Consider the following 15,239-nt stretch of genomic DNA (forward strand, 5'->3'; position numbering starts at 1 on the left):
TGGCTTCTTTTAAAACATCCAAATTTAGGTTAAACTGTAAGTGAGTCATTTTATCTCCTCTTTTCATTGTTTATTGTTGTTGAAAACAGTGTTGCCAAGAGTTGATAAAATGACTCCTTCTTTTTACACAATTATACGGACTTAATCCGTCTATGTTAAGGAAGCATGCAGAAGCGTGGCCATTCCTTCACATAGAGGGCGCCTACGTTAAGGAAACGCGGAAAATTGACGGCCTTCCTTTACGATTTTAAAACCTGCTTCCTGCTGCGCTCTAAAAAAAGTAACATTCGCCCTTTCGTCGACCGTATTTTTCAATATTCTTTTATGGAAGTTGTAAAACCGAAAAGCGCAATCAGCATAATGATACAGCCTGCTAATCCTATTGCCGTCGAAGACTTCATGACATCCCCCACTATTCCCCACACTAAAAATCCAACAGGCGATAAAAATGTGGATATGCTTGCAATTCCGAGTACCCTGCTTCTGTATTCTTCCAATGAAAGTTCATACAAAATCAATGTTGATATATAACTTGTGATAGCAAACGAACTTCCTACTAAAAAGAAGATGATATAAAGCAAAAAGGGCGTTTTAACAAAAAATACGGTTGTATAAAGCAGCCCTGCTACACACAAACTCGTTAAATAAATATATCCTCGGAACTTTTTTATTTTATAAACACTCAATAATAAATTGATTAAAAAAGATCCTGCTGAATAAAAAGTAAGGACTACACCGTATACATTTGCGCTTAAATTCAGATCATTTTGGATCATGTTAACGAGGTTAACGTTATAACTAACCACTGCAATATTTGCGAAGGAAATCAGAACAACCGACCAAAAAATAATCTTATTTTCCCAAAAATATTTCAATCCGCTTTTCAAATGATCAAATGGGCTGGCCTTTTTTTGTATCGTTTGATTTTTGTTCTCATATTTTATAGGTAAAGTAAACAGCGCCGCAATTAAAAAAGTAATGCTATTCAGGATGATAAATTGGTTGAATTGCAATTTTATGATGGCTATGCCAGCAAACGTTGGCGCTAATATGGAAGCAATTTTAAATACCATTTGGTTAATAGAAACCAGCCGGGATAAATTATCTGTATTTGCGACCTCGGGCAAGATGGCGTTATAAATAGGATTGAATACCGCATCAATTAGAGACAAAATAAAAGTATAAATATAAACTTCTACGATATTGAAAGCATGATAGAATAAAGAAACTCCCCAAACAAATGTTATGATAAATCTAAGCAAGTCGATAAATAAGATGAATTTCTTTTTGGATATTCTGTCTCCAAACACTCCTGAAATAATTGAAAATACAATTCTCGGTAATAATCCAACTAACAAAACAGTTCCCATAACAAATGGCGACTTTGTTTCATTTATAACGTACCATGAAAGTGCCATAGAGTATACGATCGATCCTATACTGGAAATCCCCTGACCCGTCCATAAGAAAAAAACCGAATGATTTTTGGAAAGAAGTGATCTCATCTTTACCAATTGCCCCCATTTTTAACCCAATTGATAAACCCTTGATATGCAATATCCATCATTTTATGTAAAAAAAACTGCACATAACACTAAAAATCCAGCTTCTCCCCCCACATCTGTGGGCATTTTTTGTCTGGGGAAGCGGTTTTTGGAAATGGCGGTGATTTTGGCACCCACTGCCATTAAAATAGCTTTTTTGTGCCTGGTTTTTTTCTGTTTTTTATCGAGAATCCCTGTATGAGCGTTCGGCCAAAGATTTTTTGTTTAGCAGACCGAAATTTATAATATGCTTATAATGTCATAAAATTTCCATGAATGCAAGTGTTGATTATGTTTCAAATTAATTGGCCGGGGAACACTGCTTTCCCCGGCCTTAACGGCTGCAGCCTAATATCCACGTTTTGCAAGAATCAGGCCGCTGATAACATCAGCTCTTCTACCCAAGCCAAAAGTTTTACATCTTGTCTGTATCCGGCAACTACCGACAGGCCGATGGGTTCTCCTGTTGCGGTGAGAAAAGGGATTGTAAGTTGCGGCAGGCCGGCCAATCCCGCTATACAGCTTAGCTGCATTGTATGTTCCCGCGTTTTTTCTATCTCTTCCATGGATCTCCCGGTTGCGGGCGCCGGGCCGGGGGTTGTCGGCAGTACAAGAAGTCCTGAAGAACCCAGTAATCCCCTTAGTTTATCTCGAATATTCAGTCGAAGTTGATTTGCTTTTTCCCAATGGCTGTCTTCCGTGATCGTAGACGCCCATTTGAATCTTTCGGCAATATCCGGGCCGAATTTTGGGCGGGCCTTTTCAATCCAAGCACCATGTGTTTTCCAAACTTCTCTTCCTTGCAGCAGGCGGAAAGCATGGCTCCACGACTTTAACGTCTGATCCGCAATGGCCGTTCTGACAACATGTTGTACACGATTTTTTAGCAAGTGGTGCCATTTACTTTCAAGTAGCTTTCGCGTCTCTTCCCCTGCCAGCTCCCACGCATCCTCCGCAAAAAATAAGGACTCAAATTGCGGACGGATGTCCTGTTCAGGCTTAAAGAGCACCTGCCCGACCTTATATAAAATACCGGGATCCTTGGACATCCAGCCGATCGTGTCAAACGAGGGCGCCAGCGGAATAACGCCTTCCATTTTGATTACCCCATGAGAGGGGCGGAAACCAAAGATGCCGCAATAGGCGGAAGGAATCCGAACAGACCCGCCTGTGTCTGTCCCAATCGCAAAATCTGCACACCCGGCTGCTACAGCGACTGCGGAGCCGCTGGATGATCCTCCTGGAATACGATCTTTCAGAACAGGATTGACGGGTGTCCCGTAGTGAAAATTTTCTCCATTCAGGCTGTACATTAATTCGTCTGTATGTGTCATTCCAGTTAGCCGTGCGCCTTCATTTAAGAGCAAGTCAATGACAGGGGCATTTTCCCCGGCTTCAGGGTGGAAGTCATACCAATCGGGATTTCCGGCAGCATTTCTGTGGCCTTTTACAGCAAAAACGTCTTTAACAGCAAAAGTATAGCCATCCAATAAGCCATTTCTTTTTGGCCATACAGTCACGTCCGGGTCAATAAAAGCATTCCATTTATCTTCCATATTTTAGCACTTCTCCTTGTTTTATTGTGGCACCGGTATCGAAGTCAAGGCAGAAACCATATACTACCAGCCAATGGCAGCCCCGTCACAGCGCGGGTCTGTTCCGCCGATTCTAAAGCCGTGTTCGTTAATTTGGATCATATGGGCATGCCCCATTACGCCATCATATGCAGAAACTTTTCGGACCACATGCCCGGCTTTTGAAAGCGCATTGCATACCTCACTGCCCACTCTTTCTTCCATTTTTAATTCTTCCGTTGGTTCTCCCCAAGTCCTCCCCCAAACCCATCGTGGTGCAGATACGGCCTGCTGAGGGTTCATGCCATAGTGAACAACTCTTGTGATCAGGGCCGTTTGGGTCTGCGGCTGGCCTTCTCCTCCCTGTGTGCCATATAAAATGCTTGGTTTCCCATCCAAAAACGCCATCGCAGGCATTAATGTATGGAAAGTGCGCTTATGTGGTTCCAAAGTATTCACATGGCCTGCATCCAAAGAGAAAAACGACCCTCTGTTTTGCATTAAAATACCGGTTGAACCCGCTACAAATGCTGAACCGAATTCGAAATAGAGGCTTTGAATAAAAGAAACCGCATTCCCTTCATCATCCACTACTGCTGCGTAGGCTGTGTCCCTCCCTAACGGTTCCGCGTTATATTCCATCGCACGATCCCAATGGATTTCTTCTGCAAGCTTTGCTGCATATGTTTTGCTGAGTAATTTTTCCAGCGGAACAGGGGAAAATTCCGGGTCCGTCAAAACTTCATTCCGATCGTGAAATACTTTTTTCAATGTTTCGATTAAAATATGGTAATATTCATAAGATCCATGTTCGATCAACCTGAAATCAAAATTTTCCAATATATTGAGCGCCATTAACGCTGAAAATCCTTGAGAATTTGGCGGAGCTTGATAAATTTGGTAATCATGGTATTGGGTAAAAATCGGATCGGTCCAATTTCCATAGTGGCTAGCAAAATCGTCAACCAGCAAGTAGCCGCCGTCCGCTTTCATTGCCGCAACAATCTCTTTTGCAATCGGCCCTTTATAAAAAACATCTCTCCCTTTTTCTGCTATTTTCATAAGTGTGCGGCCCAACTCTTTTTGAACAAATTTCTGCCCGATATGCGGCACTTTTCCATTGGGAAGATAGATGTCGGAAGTGCGTTTTGTTTTCATTAAAATGGCACGGGCCATCACTGTATTTTTGTACTGGTCAGGGGACAGCGGAAAACCGTTCAATGCATATTCAATTGCCGGCTCCAGCACTTCCTTGAGGGTAAACTTGCCGTATTCTTTTAAAATGGCGTCCCAACTGTCTGCCATTCCGGGAACAGTAATGGCACTTCTGGCGCCTCTTAAAGGAATCTTGTCCTCATTTGCATAATTTTCCCGTGTGACACAATAGCCTGATCGGCCGCTTCCATTATATGCCCGGAGCACGCGATCGGAATGGTGCCATGTGAGCCAAAAGGAATCCCCGCCCAACCCTGTCATATGCGGATAAACAACAGCCAGACATGCACTAACGGCGACGGCTGCATCAAAGGCATTTCCTCCTTTTTCCAGGATTCTTGCACCTGCGGCCGAGGCAAGGTAGTGGGGGCTGACAATCATTGTTTTTGTACCGATTTTCGGGTCATTTAATTTCATGGATTTTCCCTCCCTGGAACAAATTTGGCTTCATATCGTTGTGCCCGTCTTTGCTTTTTCACCGCTGCTTTAAAAGGTTGTCCATCAGAAAATAAGAAAAGAAAGCCGCCAAATAGCAATAATATCCCTGACAGATAGAAACCAATTTCCATGTTTCCTGTGACTTCAGCTAAATAGCCTGTTATATATGGCGCGAAAATAGAGGATAACATACCTGCAAAATTAAAAATTCCAAAAACCCTTGCATACATAGCAGATGAAGTATGATCTGCGATAAAAGAAATTAAAACCGGATCAAGCGCCAGCTTTCCAATTAATCCGTAAACAACCAATCCGGCAATCATGAAAGAAAAACTGTCGGAATACGGAACAATAAATTGGCAAATCGTCCCTAAGACTGCCAGTGTGAAAACCATTATTTTCTTGTTTTTGATTTTGTCCGACAAGTATCCGAAAAACAGCGCACCCGGAATCGAGGACCAGGGAACCAAAGAAGCGATCACACCTGTCTGTGATCCCGGAACCCCCCGTTCTGTTTGCAAATAATAAGGAAGCCAGGTCATCATACTGAAAAATCCATACAATGAACAGAAAATGAGTACATACGTGATGAGATGATTTTTGCTAAACAGTTCCCTTACATTTTCGGGTTCCGTGACACTTGTTCCCGTTGATTTGACCCTGGAACGGTGATGAGGATCTTTAATCAACAGCCCCATCAGGATGGCGACGAGCACCGTCAAAATACCGAATACATAAAAGGAAAACTGCCAATCTTTTTTTAGTGTAAACGTAAAGTAGCTGGAAGCAATAAATCCGAGCGATATCCCAACAGCCATCCCACTGTTTATCAATGCCGAAGAGATTCCCCGGTATTTTTGAGAAATGGCAACGGATGAAATCGCGTACTGGGGCCCATAGTAAGTGCCTTCGCCCAGGCCGGTGACAAATCTAATCATTAGAAAAGCAAGCAGCCCCGGTGCCATTCCGCTCATTATGGTCCCGACACCAAACAGAATATAGCCTGAAACCAATACTTTTACCCTGCCGATACGGTCTGCTAAAAATCCTGCAGGAATCTGCATGGCAGCATAAGCCAGAAAAAATATGGTTGACATTAAACCCAGTTCACTTTTAGATAAACCCCAATCATCCTGAATAACTCCCATCACCGGCGACAATATATTCCGATCCGCATACATAAAAGCCCAGCCTAAAGCAAATGACACAACGTAAACAACAGGATGCCTCGTTTTCAAATAAACCGCCTCCCCTTTTTAGGTATTGTAAGATTTTCTTACATATATTGCATTATAGCTCTTTTTGTTTCTTATGATGTCATTAAACATAACATGAAAAATTTTGTCAATATTTCACTTTTTCTGCTCGCGCGATGTTTCCGTCTTTTTTCCTTCAAAAAGAAGGGAACGCACCCCATTCTATTTCGTTTAGAAAGCAAAGCCTTATTTGTAAGCGCAACCAATGGAAATTTGTAAAAATTTCAAAACTACTTTTTTACGTTCTGTCATTCATTTTGCAAAATGGATTGTATTTCGTTCGCTTTTTCAGTATATTAATACATATAGATACTTGCAGATTAGAATTTGCTTACATTTTGAAATAAAGGAGAGGAGTCTATGCCCAGGCAATATGATGGTGCTGCCGTTCAGCTGGATGAAATTGACCGCCAAATCATCCAGCTTTTAAACGGAAATGGCAGAATTTCGTTTACAGATTTGGCAAAAGAAGTCAAACTTTCCCGTGTGGCTGTACAATCACGCGTCCATTCCCTGGTTGAAAATGGTGTGATTGAATGTTTTACCGCTGTCGTGAACCCTGAAAAAATTGGCCTTCACCAGTCCGCTTTTTTTAATGTTGAAGTAGAGCCGAAACATTTACAGGAAGTGGCCGAAACATTGGCCAAAGATCCGGCGGTTTCAAGCCTTTATCATATGTCAGGCCCCAGCAAACTTCATATGCACGGCTTATTTAAAGACAACGAGGAAATGGAACTGTTTCTTAAAGAACGGTTATATCCGCTGCCCGGCATTATGAGCGTCGATTGCCAGATTTTACTCAAACGTTATAAAAGCCGGATAGGAATGAAACTGTAAGGGGGTTGCATTGTGGAAAAACAGCAAAACGCTTATGCCCAGCTTGCCATGGCGATGCTGCGGACCGGCATTCTCGGCTATGGCGGCGGCCCGTCTGTCATGCCGCTTTTCCGGTATGAGGCGGTGACAAGGTACAAATGGCTGGATGATGACGAATTCGGGGAAACATTGGCAATCGCAAACGCGCTCCCCGGCCCGATTGCGACAAAAATGGCCGCTTACCTTGGGTACAAGTTGAAAAAGACAACCGGCGCCGTGTTCGCCATTTTATTCCATATTCTTCCGAGCAGCATCGCCATGATTGCGTTGCTGTCGCTTGTATCGGTATTAAGCCATTCAAAGATTGTGGCCGGAATGATCGCAGGGGTCATGCCGGTTGTTGCCGTTATGCTTGGCCAGATGGCTTACGATTTCGGGGAAAAAACGGTCAAGGGCCTTGGGAAGGTTTTCGGAATCGCGATGTTTGTTATTTCCTTTCTCCTACTTCAAACGATCCATCTCCACCCGGCTATTGTCATTCTGATTTTTCTTGCGTACGGAAGCATCCACTTTCGACTCGTTGCAAAATGGGGGAGAGATGAAAAAAAGAAGAAAAGGGATGAAGCGGGATGATCTGGTTCCAATTGATGCTCGGTTTTTTCATTGCAAATATCCTTGGCTACGGCGGGGGGCCTTCCTCCATTCCATTGATGTACCATGAAATTGTGACGCATTACGGATGGCTGAACGACAGCGAATTTTCCAATATGCTGGCACTCGGCAATGCACTCCCGGGCCCGATCGCGACAAAAATTGCCGCATTCGTCGGCTATGGAGCAGGCGGGTGGACAGGACTGTTAGCGGCTCTTGCCGGAACGATATTGCCGTCTGCCGTGGCATTGATTTTGTTGCTGAAAGTACTGCACAAATACCGCCAATCTCCGGTTGTGAAAGGGATGTCTCTGCTTGTGCAGCCGGTCATCACCATCATGATGGTTGTGCTGACATGGCAGATGGCAAAAAGTTCTTTCGGCCAAATTGGCATTTGGCAGTCGCTTGGCATCGCCGCCGTCGCTTTCTGGGCCATGTATATCCGGAAAATCCACCCCGCCCTTGTGATTTGCGCGGCATTTCTATATGGCGGCATCGTGCTTCAGCATATTGTGTAACGGGATAAGGAGAAGATGCGCCACAAAAAACCTGGATGCCTGATGAAGCAGGCATCCAGGTTTTTTACTCTGTTTCAGTTTTCTGATCGTTTAGCGTTTGGGCGAGTTCAATAAAGAAGTCAAGTGCTTCCGGATTGGCCATTGAACCCCTGTTCACGACTTTATCAACCGGAAAGCCGAGCAAAATTTTACGGATCGGGACTTCCAGTTTCTTTCCGCTCAATGTTTTTGGGATTTGTTCAACTTCATAAATTTCATCCGGGACAAAGCGTGGCGAAACTTTCGCCCGGATTTCGGTTTTGATGCGGTTTTTTAACGTCTCATCTAAATGCCGACCCTGCTTCAGGACGACAAATAGCGGCATGAACGATTGCCTGCCGAGATGTTCAAGGTCGATGACAAGGCTCTCGATAATTTCATCAATGCCTTCGACCGCCCGGTAAATTTCGCTCGTACCCATGCGGACGCCCTGACGGTTAATTGTGGAATCGGAGCGGCCGTAAATGACACAGCTGCCTTTTTCGTCGATTTTGATCCAGTCCCCGTGCCGCCATACCCCAGGATAGACATCAAAATAACTTTCAAAGTAACGTTTGTTGCCTTCATCCCCCCAAAAATACAGCGGCATTGACGGCATCGGATCACAAATCACCAGTTCCCCGACTTCATTCACAATCGGTTTGCCTTCCTCGTCAAATGCCTGAATATTTGCACCCAGCCCGCGCGTCTGGATTTCGCCGGCATGAACCGGCAAAACCGGCGAGCCGCCGACAAATGCAGTGCAAAGGTCCGTCCCCCCACTTGTCGAAACGACCCATAAATCCTCTTTGACATTTTCATAACACCAAATAAAACCTTCCGCCGTTAGTGGGGATCCCGTTGACAAAATTGCCTTGAGATGGGATAAATCGTGTTTTTCCTTTGGCTTGATGCCGGATTTCATGCACACACTAATGTACCCGGCACTTGTACCGAAGTGGGTCATGCCGGTTTTTTCCGCCAAGTCCCATAATGCATCCATAGTTGGGTATGCCGGGCTGCCATCGTACAGAACAACCGTCGCCCCGGCCAGCAAGTTGCCGATTACAAGATTCCACATCATCCAACCGGTTGTGGTGAACCAAAAATACACATCATCTGGCTCCACCCCTTGTTCGACTTTTAAAATTTTCAAGTGTTCCAGAAGGATGCCACCCTGTCCCTGGACGATCGGTTTCGGCAGGCCGGTTGTGCCGGATGAAAATAAAATCCACAGCGGGTGATCAAACGGTACAGGTTCAAACGCGAGTTCAGCTTCTTCTTTCAGCACTTCCTTAAAGGAGACCGTGCTGCTGTCCGGTTTTATCTCGCCAAAATCCATATAAGGCACCACGATTGTTTTCTTTAACGTTGGAAGGGCCGCCTGCAGTTCCGTGATGTTTTTTCGTTTGTCAAAAATTTTTCCATTATAAGAATAGCCATCAACTGCGAATAAAACAGCCGGTTCGATTTGTTTAAACCGTTCAATGACGCTCTCGTTGCCAAAGTCCGGGGAACACGACGACCAGACCGCGCCAATGGAGGCACATGCCAGGAAAGCGATCACCGTTTCCGGCATACTTGGCATATATGCCACCACCCGGTCCCCTTTTTGGACACCAAGTTTTTTCAAGTACTGCGCCGTCTGTGCTGTTTTTTCCTTCAATTCCTGCCAGCTAACTTTCCTTTGGCGGACGGTTTCCGATTGGAAAATGAGCGCAGGCTTGTGCTTTCTGCTGTTGCGGAAAACGTGCTCGGCGTAGTTAAGCGTAGACCCGGTGAACCATTTGGCGCCAGGCATTGTCCTCGATTTCAAGACTTGTTCATACGGCGTATGGGAAATGACACCACAGTATTCCCAAATGCTTTTCCAAAACGGTTCCAGCTGGTCCACGGACCATTTCCAAAGATCCTGGTGGTGCTGAAATGTCAAACCGTATTCTTTTTCCAACCATTTACGGTAACGGGTAACCCCTGCCTTTTCAATCCGCTCCCCTGACGGCTGCCATAATAATGCCCCTTCTGTGACCGTCTTCACTCGAGTTCCTCCCCATCTGCGTGATGTATTTTGTAAGCGTTATCTTTTACTATTTTACCAAGACATGAAATATTTCGTCAACGAATGAAAAGGCGGTTTGAAGAAGATGGGAGAAAGCCCGGTACGCTTCTTGTCTCGTTTTGGTGCACACGGCAATGTTCTTGCCGCTTTTCCTTTTACAGAAAAAGACCATCCGTCACCATTTGGACAGCCGGCTGTATAAAACCTTCCCGGATACATATGCTATTGGCTGTCAGGAGGTGATTTTGTGGCAAATCAGAAGAACAACAACCAGCAAAACAAAAATAACATTGCGGAAGATGTAAAAAATACGGCAGGTGCCGCTTTTCACGCTGTCCATAAGGGGCTGGAAACGACGGAAGATGTGGCGATGAATGCTGTAGATGCAACTTCAAATGCAGTCAACAATGTGACGGGCGGATCGCAGAACAATAAAAAATAAAAAGTGCCGGAAGCGGACGCTTTTTGCACGTGTAAAAGGCCGGGACAACCCCGGCCTTTTACATTCTGCTCGCCACTTCTTTTACAATATCTTCAGCAGACATGCCTTTTGCATCAATGACAGGCGCCTTCGTCATCGTGTCATTGATTCCCATTGCGTTCATCTCGCTGCCGGTTACAACACAGCAGTCACAACCCTGTACATCAGATTCGTTCTGAATGGTTTTCACTTCATATCCTTTATCGCGCAGGGCTTCTTGGACATTTGTCAAAGCCTCTTCTACACCAATTACTGCCATGGTTAACACCTCCCTCTTTTTTATCGTACCCATCTCATTTTAGAAAAAACATGTTTTTTCCCCGGCTGCAGCGGGATCTGTGAAAAACCAACTTTTTCCCATTAAAAAAAGCATCCGCACGATTCGACGGATACTTTTTATGCTTTGATGTTGCTGAGAATCCGGTTGATTTTTGTATCATGTATCTCGGTTTTACTGCTGAGATAGTCGATATCAATTTTAGCAATTTTCAATTCTCTTGCGGTGTTCTCAAGAACATTTCTGTGTTCTTCCATCTTTTCCTTTGTATATTTATAGCTATTGCGCAGTTCGAGAGCAAGATTGTCCATTTTTGTTTCCAGCCGATCCTGGTCTTCTTTGAGACCGGCAACATCGGTTTTTAACCATGCGACATCTTTTTCCAATCGCTCCTGCCCATCTTTAAGACCAGTTATGTCTGTTTTCAATCTTGTTACATCTTTTTCCAGCCGTTCCTGGCCTTCCTTAAGACCGTTAACATCGGTTTTTAACCATGCGACATCTTTTTCCAATCGCTCCTGCCCATCTTTGATCCCTGCCACATCGCTTTTCAGGCTTTTCAGTTCAGCCAGTATTTGCTGCAGCATTTCGTCCATAAAATCCCCTCCGCTTTTTTGGATATATGATACCATGCCCCGTATTAAAAAACCGCACAGTTTTTCCAACTGTGCGGTTTTTCTTGGCTTGCGCCTTTACTTGCCGAGCAATTCGTCCGAAAGCCGAATAAATTCCCGGGCATCTTCTGCCATAATGTCAATGCCGGCTGCCCAGAAGTCCGGTTTTGTCAGGTCAACGCCAAGATGTTTTTTAGCAAGATCCTCCACTTTCATTCGTCCGGTATCGCGCAAAAGGGCAATATATTTGTCTTCAAAGCCATCCGGATTTTTCAAAAATTCGGCGTAAATGCCAAGGCTGAATAAATAACCGAATGTGTATGGAAAATTGTAGAACGGCACATCGTCAATAAAGAAGTGGAGCTTGCTACACCAGAAATGCGGGTGGTAGCCGGACAAGCTGTCAGCATATGCTTCTTTTTGCGCCTTTTCCATCAGTTCATTGAGCCTTTGTTCGGACACAATGCCTTTTGAACGCTCTTCGTAAAAACTTTTTTCAAACAGGAATCGGGCATGGATGTTTAAAAACATAGCCGTTGCATTTTCAAGCTTTGCATTTAATAAAGAAACCTTTTCTTCCTTTGACTTTGCATTGGCAACAGTCGCATTGCCGATGATCGTTTCTGCAAAGGTGCTCGCTGTTTCGGCCACGTTCATCGCATATTCGCGGTTCAAACGCGGCAAATCGCGCATGACATGGCTGTGAAATGCGTGGCCGAGTTCGTGCGCCAACGTGCTTGCATCGTTTGTGGAGCCGGTAAATGTCATAAAAATCCGCGACTCTTCAAACTCCGGCAGACTGGTACAATAGCCGCCAGGGCGTTTATTCGGCCGGTCTTCCGCCTCTACCCAGCGGTTTTCAAGGGCGTGTTTCGCAAATGCAGACAGTTTCGGCCCGAAAGAAGCAAAATGTTGGATGACAAAATCGCACGCTTCATCATATGTAAATCGCGCCGGTTTCATATCGCCGAGTGCAACCGGCGCATCAACATCCTGCCAGCCGAGTTTTTCCATCCCGAAAATTTTTGCTTTTTGATTGAGAAAGTCGACAAACGGCTGCTTATTTTCAGAAACGGCTTTCCACATCGCTTGAAGCGTGTCTTCAGACATCCGGTTGTATTCAAGCGGCTCTTCCAGAAAAGACTTCCTGCCATGGGCTTTTTGCAGCGTAATCCGGTAACCGTCCAAGTGGTTGAGCGTGTCGGCAAAAACCGGCGCATATTTTTCCCATGCCGCTTCCCAATTTTCAAACAGCTGTTTGCGCACTTCCGGATCCGGGTCGGCATACATCCGGTTCATCGCCTGGCCGACGGATAAGGATACCGTCTTGCCTTCTTTGTCCGTAAACGGGATGGTCATAGTCGAAACGGCTGTGTCATACAGTCTGCTCCAGCCGGCCAAGCCGTCCTGGTTGAGATCGGCAATCAGCTTTTCCTCTTCTTCCGACAAGAGCCGTTTTCCTTCATCGCGCGTTTCATTGAGGGCAAAGGAGACTTCGCTCAATTCCTTGTCCTGTAAAAACTTTTTCCAGTCTTCGTCCGGGATGGCCACCAGTTTTTTCTGGAAAGTGGTTCCGAGCTTTTGCATTTCACTGTACAAATCCATGATTTGTCCCATTACAACATTTGCATAGTCATCATCCATGTAGGCATCATGCCACATTTGCACAAATGTCGCAGACTGGCTGAGCCCTTTTTCGATCTCTTCCTGTTTTTTCAGGATGGCCTTAAACGGCTCCGGAGACGGGTCTTTTGAAAATGCCCATCCGTCGAGCCGGCTTTTGTATTGCCCGATTTCTTCTTTCAACCCGCGCAGTTTTTCCTGCAGTTCCGGCGATTTTGTGCCGCCCGGAATCACGGCATCCAGATCCCAAGTATTCTTATATTTCATATTTGCAACTCCTTTCTTTCTTCTATTTTACAGGGTGCCGCCCAAAATACCAATATATTTACAATCTCGGTAAAAAATTTCAGGGTCGAATCCTTATCAGGGAGATGTTTCGCATTTTTAAAATCAGAATTGAGATTAAACATGATAACTGCTCCGCTTCCTGATGTATCCCTTTTTCATCCATCCGGAATCGAATCCTTCCCGTGAAAATTTTCGCCTTTTAAAAATCGGAACATGATAACTGTCCCGTTTCCTGATACCTCCCCTTTTTCATCCATCCGGGGTCGAATCCTTTTCGGGGAAATGTTTCGCCTTTTAAAAACCGGGATTGAAATTAAACATGTTAACTACTCCGCTTCCCCTCCCCTTTTTCACCCGGCAGTTTTTTGCCGGTTGTCGTTAATGGGACTTACTGAGCATCATTCGTGCATCACACCAGTTTTATAGCCGGGCCGTTCCGTTATTTTTCCGGCTGGTGTTTAGGATGAAGAAGTGAAGCTTTCTTGATTCGTAAATGCTAATTTTTTCCCTCTAAATCGAAAGAAAAACACAATCCCGAGCACGATCTCCAGTAAAGCAGCAAGTGGCGTTACAGACCTCAACCCAAGATACTGAATGATAATCCCTGTCAAAAAAGCGCCAAATTGCACGGAAACCATGCTGCAAGTATTCCAAAGCCCAAAAACTCTCCCTCTAAGATTGCTTTCAACATGTGTTTGCATCACATGTCGTTCGAATGGGACAATGAATCCGCCGACAAATGCATGTAAGACCATAATGAAAGTGCCTTCAAACAAATTATTGGAAAGCCCAAACACAGCCCAGGTTAATCCCATTAAGATATAACTATAGCCATACCGGTGAATATTTTTGAAAAAAATTTTATTATTGGCAATCCAAAGACCCAAAATGACAGAAGTCAAACCTTCACCAACGTATAACATGCTAATGCCGATAGGGGGAACATGATAAATATGGTTTACCATTTGTTGAATCATCAGGTTAAAAGACCCGGCAATTAAGCCCCCTGTTAAGGCAAAAAGCAATACATATCTAATGTAAATTTGTTTTTTTACCACGGATAAGCCAATCTTTAGTTCGCTGAGAAAGTTTCTTTCCTTTGGCTTTATTTGGGAGTTTTTTAAATTCAATGTCCACATGGTGATGCCGGCATAAATAAAAGATAAAGATGTTAAGATCCAGAAGACATTTAGATTGAGCAATGTTACCAAAACCCCGCCGGAAGCTGCACCGATTAAGCGAATCAAACTGTTCAAAGAAAAGTTTAATGAATTCGCGATGATCAAGTCTTCTTCTTCCATGATTTCCGGAATAATGGTTTGTCTCGCAACGGCAGTCAAGGATGAGAGAACGCCGATAAAAAACCTGATCACAAAGAAAAAAATCCAAGCTGCCCAACCGTCGAACACGGGCACAAGTATAAAAAGGGCATATAGCGGAGATTTCAGCAGTTCAGATACTACAATGATTTTCTTGGTATCCATTCTGTCGATGAGCCCGCCTAATATAAAACTCATCGCAATCGGCACTAAACCGCTTACAGCCCACAGCGTCCCTAACTGCAATCCATTATCCGTTATTTTCCCTAAAAGGACGAGCATTGAAATAAAGGAACCCCAGGTTGTTAACCCTGTAACGGTAGTCGTTGCCAATAACTTTCTATAGTCGGGGGAATGCTTTAACACTCGTATAATATCATTGTTTTTTTTCATCGCATGATCAAGTCCGAACTATTTTTATATTTCATTCAATTGCAACTCCTTTTTTCCATTTTACAAGGCTGGGGAAAATTTTTCAATATTAGAACTGCCGTTTTCAGTAGCTTTCCAGGGAAATATTTTGTATTTTTTAAAAAATTTAGAGGAGG

At 44.3% G+C, this 15,239-nt stretch carries 13 protein-coding genes; 4 read left to right on the forward strand and 9 right to left on the reverse strand.

The window, feature by feature from the left end; translation table 11 throughout:
- Positions 1 to 311: 311 nt before the first annotated feature.
- From NFR98_RS09735 to NFR98_RS09750, 4 genes are all read right to left on the reverse strand, one after another.
- Entirely contained in the window at positions 312 to 1,505 is a 1,194-nt protein-coding gene (locus NFR98_RS09735; protein ID WP_026684080.1) for an MFS transporter, read from the reverse strand.
- A gap of 410 nt (positions 1,506 to 1,915) precedes the next feature.
- Positions 1,916 to 3,100, reverse strand: coding sequence for an amidase (locus tag NFR98_RS09740; protein ID WP_026684079.1), 1,185 nt, complete (start codon positions 3,098 to 3,100; stop codon positions 1,916 to 1,918).
- 63 nt (positions 3,101 to 3,163) lie between these two features.
- Positions 3,164 to 4,750 (reverse strand): gamma-glutamyltransferase, encoded by a 1,587-nt coding sequence (ggt, locus tag NFR98_RS09745; protein WP_026684078.1) that lies wholly within the window; start codon positions 4,748 to 4,750, stop codon positions 3,164 to 3,166.
- The gene (locus NFR98_RS09750) at positions 4,747 to 6,009 is read right to left on the reverse strand and encodes an MFS transporter (RefSeq protein WP_026684077.1); all 1,263 of its coding nucleotides are present in this window, start codon (positions 6,007 to 6,009) and stop codon (positions 4,747 to 4,749) included. The genes ggt and NFR98_RS09750 overlap by 4 nt, the downstream gene beginning before the upstream one ends.
- Positions 6,010 to 6,387: 378 nt before the next feature.
- Here NFR98_RS09750 and chrS point away from each other — a divergent pair, with 378 nt between their 5' ends.
- Genes chrS through chrA form a run of 3 tightly spaced genes read left to right on the forward strand, consistent with a single transcriptional unit; the run spans position 6,388 to position 8,012 of the window.
- Entirely contained in the window at positions 6,388 to 6,864 is a 477-nt protein-coding gene (gene chrS / locus NFR98_RS09755) for a chromate efflux transcriptional regulator ChrS (RefSeq protein ID WP_013858842.1), read from the forward strand.
- Positions 6,865 to 6,876: 12 nt separating this feature from the next.
- Positions 6,877 to 7,476, forward strand: coding sequence for a chromate efflux transporter ChrB (gene chrB / locus NFR98_RS09760; RefSeq protein WP_013858841.1), 600 nt, complete (start codon positions 6,877 to 6,879; stop codon positions 7,474 to 7,476).
- Entirely contained in the window at positions 7,473 to 8,012 is a 540-nt protein-coding gene (gene chrA / locus NFR98_RS09765) for a chromate efflux transporter ChrA (protein WP_026684076.1), read from the forward strand. Before chrB ends, chrA begins: the two co-directional genes overlap by 4 nt.
- A gap of 64 nt (positions 8,013 to 8,076) precedes the next feature.
- Here the strand turns inward: chrA and NFR98_RS09770 are convergent, their stop codons facing one another.
- Positions 8,077 to 10,068 carry an acetoacetate--CoA ligase gene (locus NFR98_RS09770; RefSeq protein WP_026684075.1) on the reverse strand — a complete coding sequence of 664 codons (1,992 nt, stop codon included), beginning with the start codon at positions 10,066 to 10,068 and terminating at the stop codon, positions 8,077 to 8,079.
- Positions 10,069 to 10,336: 268 nt separating this feature from the next.
- Between NFR98_RS09770 and NFR98_RS09775 the strand changes: the two genes are divergently transcribed.
- Positions 10,337 to 10,531, forward strand: a complete 195-nt coding sequence (locus NFR98_RS09775; RefSeq protein WP_026684074.1) for a hypothetical protein — start codon at positions 10,337 to 10,339, stop codon at positions 10,529 to 10,531.
- Positions 10,532 to 10,589: 58 nt separating this feature from the next.
- Here the strand turns inward: NFR98_RS09775 and NFR98_RS09780 are convergent, their stop codons facing one another.
- The 4 genes from NFR98_RS09780 to NFR98_RS09795 form a co-directional block, all read right to left on the reverse strand.
- Positions 10,590 to 10,829, reverse strand: a complete 240-nt coding sequence (locus NFR98_RS09780) for a YkuS family protein (RefSeq protein ID WP_013858837.1) — start codon at positions 10,827 to 10,829, stop codon at positions 10,590 to 10,592.
- A gap of 137 nt (positions 10,830 to 10,966) precedes the next feature.
- Positions 10,967 to 11,443: a hypothetical protein gene (locus NFR98_RS09785; RefSeq protein WP_026684073.1), complete on the reverse strand. Its 477-nt coding sequence runs from the start codon at positions 11,441 to 11,443 to the stop codon at positions 10,967 to 10,969.
- A gap of 96 nt (positions 11,444 to 11,539) precedes the next feature.
- Positions 11,540 to 13,351, reverse strand: coding sequence for a M3 family oligoendopeptidase (locus tag NFR98_RS09790; protein WP_026684072.1), 1,812 nt, complete (start codon positions 13,349 to 13,351; stop codon positions 11,540 to 11,542).
- A 479-nt stretch (positions 13,352 to 13,830) separates the two neighbouring features.
- Positions 13,831 to 15,084 carry an MFS transporter gene (locus tag NFR98_RS09795; protein ID WP_026684071.1) on the reverse strand — a complete coding sequence of 418 codons (1,254 nt, stop codon included), beginning with the start codon at positions 15,082 to 15,084 and terminating at the stop codon, positions 13,831 to 13,833.
- Between the last annotated feature and the right edge of the window lie 155 nt (positions 15,085 to 15,239).

Source organism: Weizmannia agrestimuris (genome assembly GCF_943193165.1).
Lineage (GTDB): Bacteria > Bacillota > Bacilli > Bacillales > Bacillaceae_C > Weizmannia > Weizmannia faecalis.

Bases quoted from the DNA above. Each gene is read 5' to 3' on its own strand.
- NFR98_RS09735 (WP_026684080.1), bottom strand. From the start codon at position 1,505: ATGAGATCACTTCTTTCCAAAAATCATTCGGTTTTTTTCTTATGGACG.
- NFR98_RS09740 (WP_026684079.1), bottom strand. From the start codon at position 3,100: ATGGAAGATAAATGGAATGCTTTTATTGACCCGGACGTGACTGTATGG.
- ggt (WP_026684078.1), bottom strand. From the start codon at position 4,750: ATGAAATTAAATGACCCGAAAATCGGTACAAAAACAATGATTGTCAGC.
- chrS (WP_013858842.1), top strand. From the start codon at position 6,388: ATGCCCAGGCAATATGATGGTGCTGCCGTTCAGCTGGATGAAATTGAC.
- chrA (WP_026684076.1), top strand. From the start codon at position 7,473: ATGATCTGGTTCCAATTGATGCTCGGTTTTTTCATTGCAAATATCCTT.
- NFR98_RS09780 (WP_013858837.1), bottom strand. From the start codon at position 10,829: ATGGCAGTAATTGGTGTAGAAGAGGCTTTGACAAATGTCCAAGAAGCC.
- NFR98_RS09785 (WP_026684073.1), bottom strand. From the start codon at position 11,443: ATGGACGAAATGCTGCAGCAAATACTGGCTGAACTGAAAAGCCTGAAA.
- NFR98_RS09790 (WP_026684072.1), bottom strand. From the start codon at position 13,351: ATGAAATATAAGAATACTTGGGATCTGGATGCCGTGATTCCGGGCGGC.
- NFR98_RS09795 (WP_026684071.1), bottom strand. From the start codon at position 15,084: ATGAAAAAAAACAATGATATTATACGAGTGTTAAAGCATTCCCCCGAC.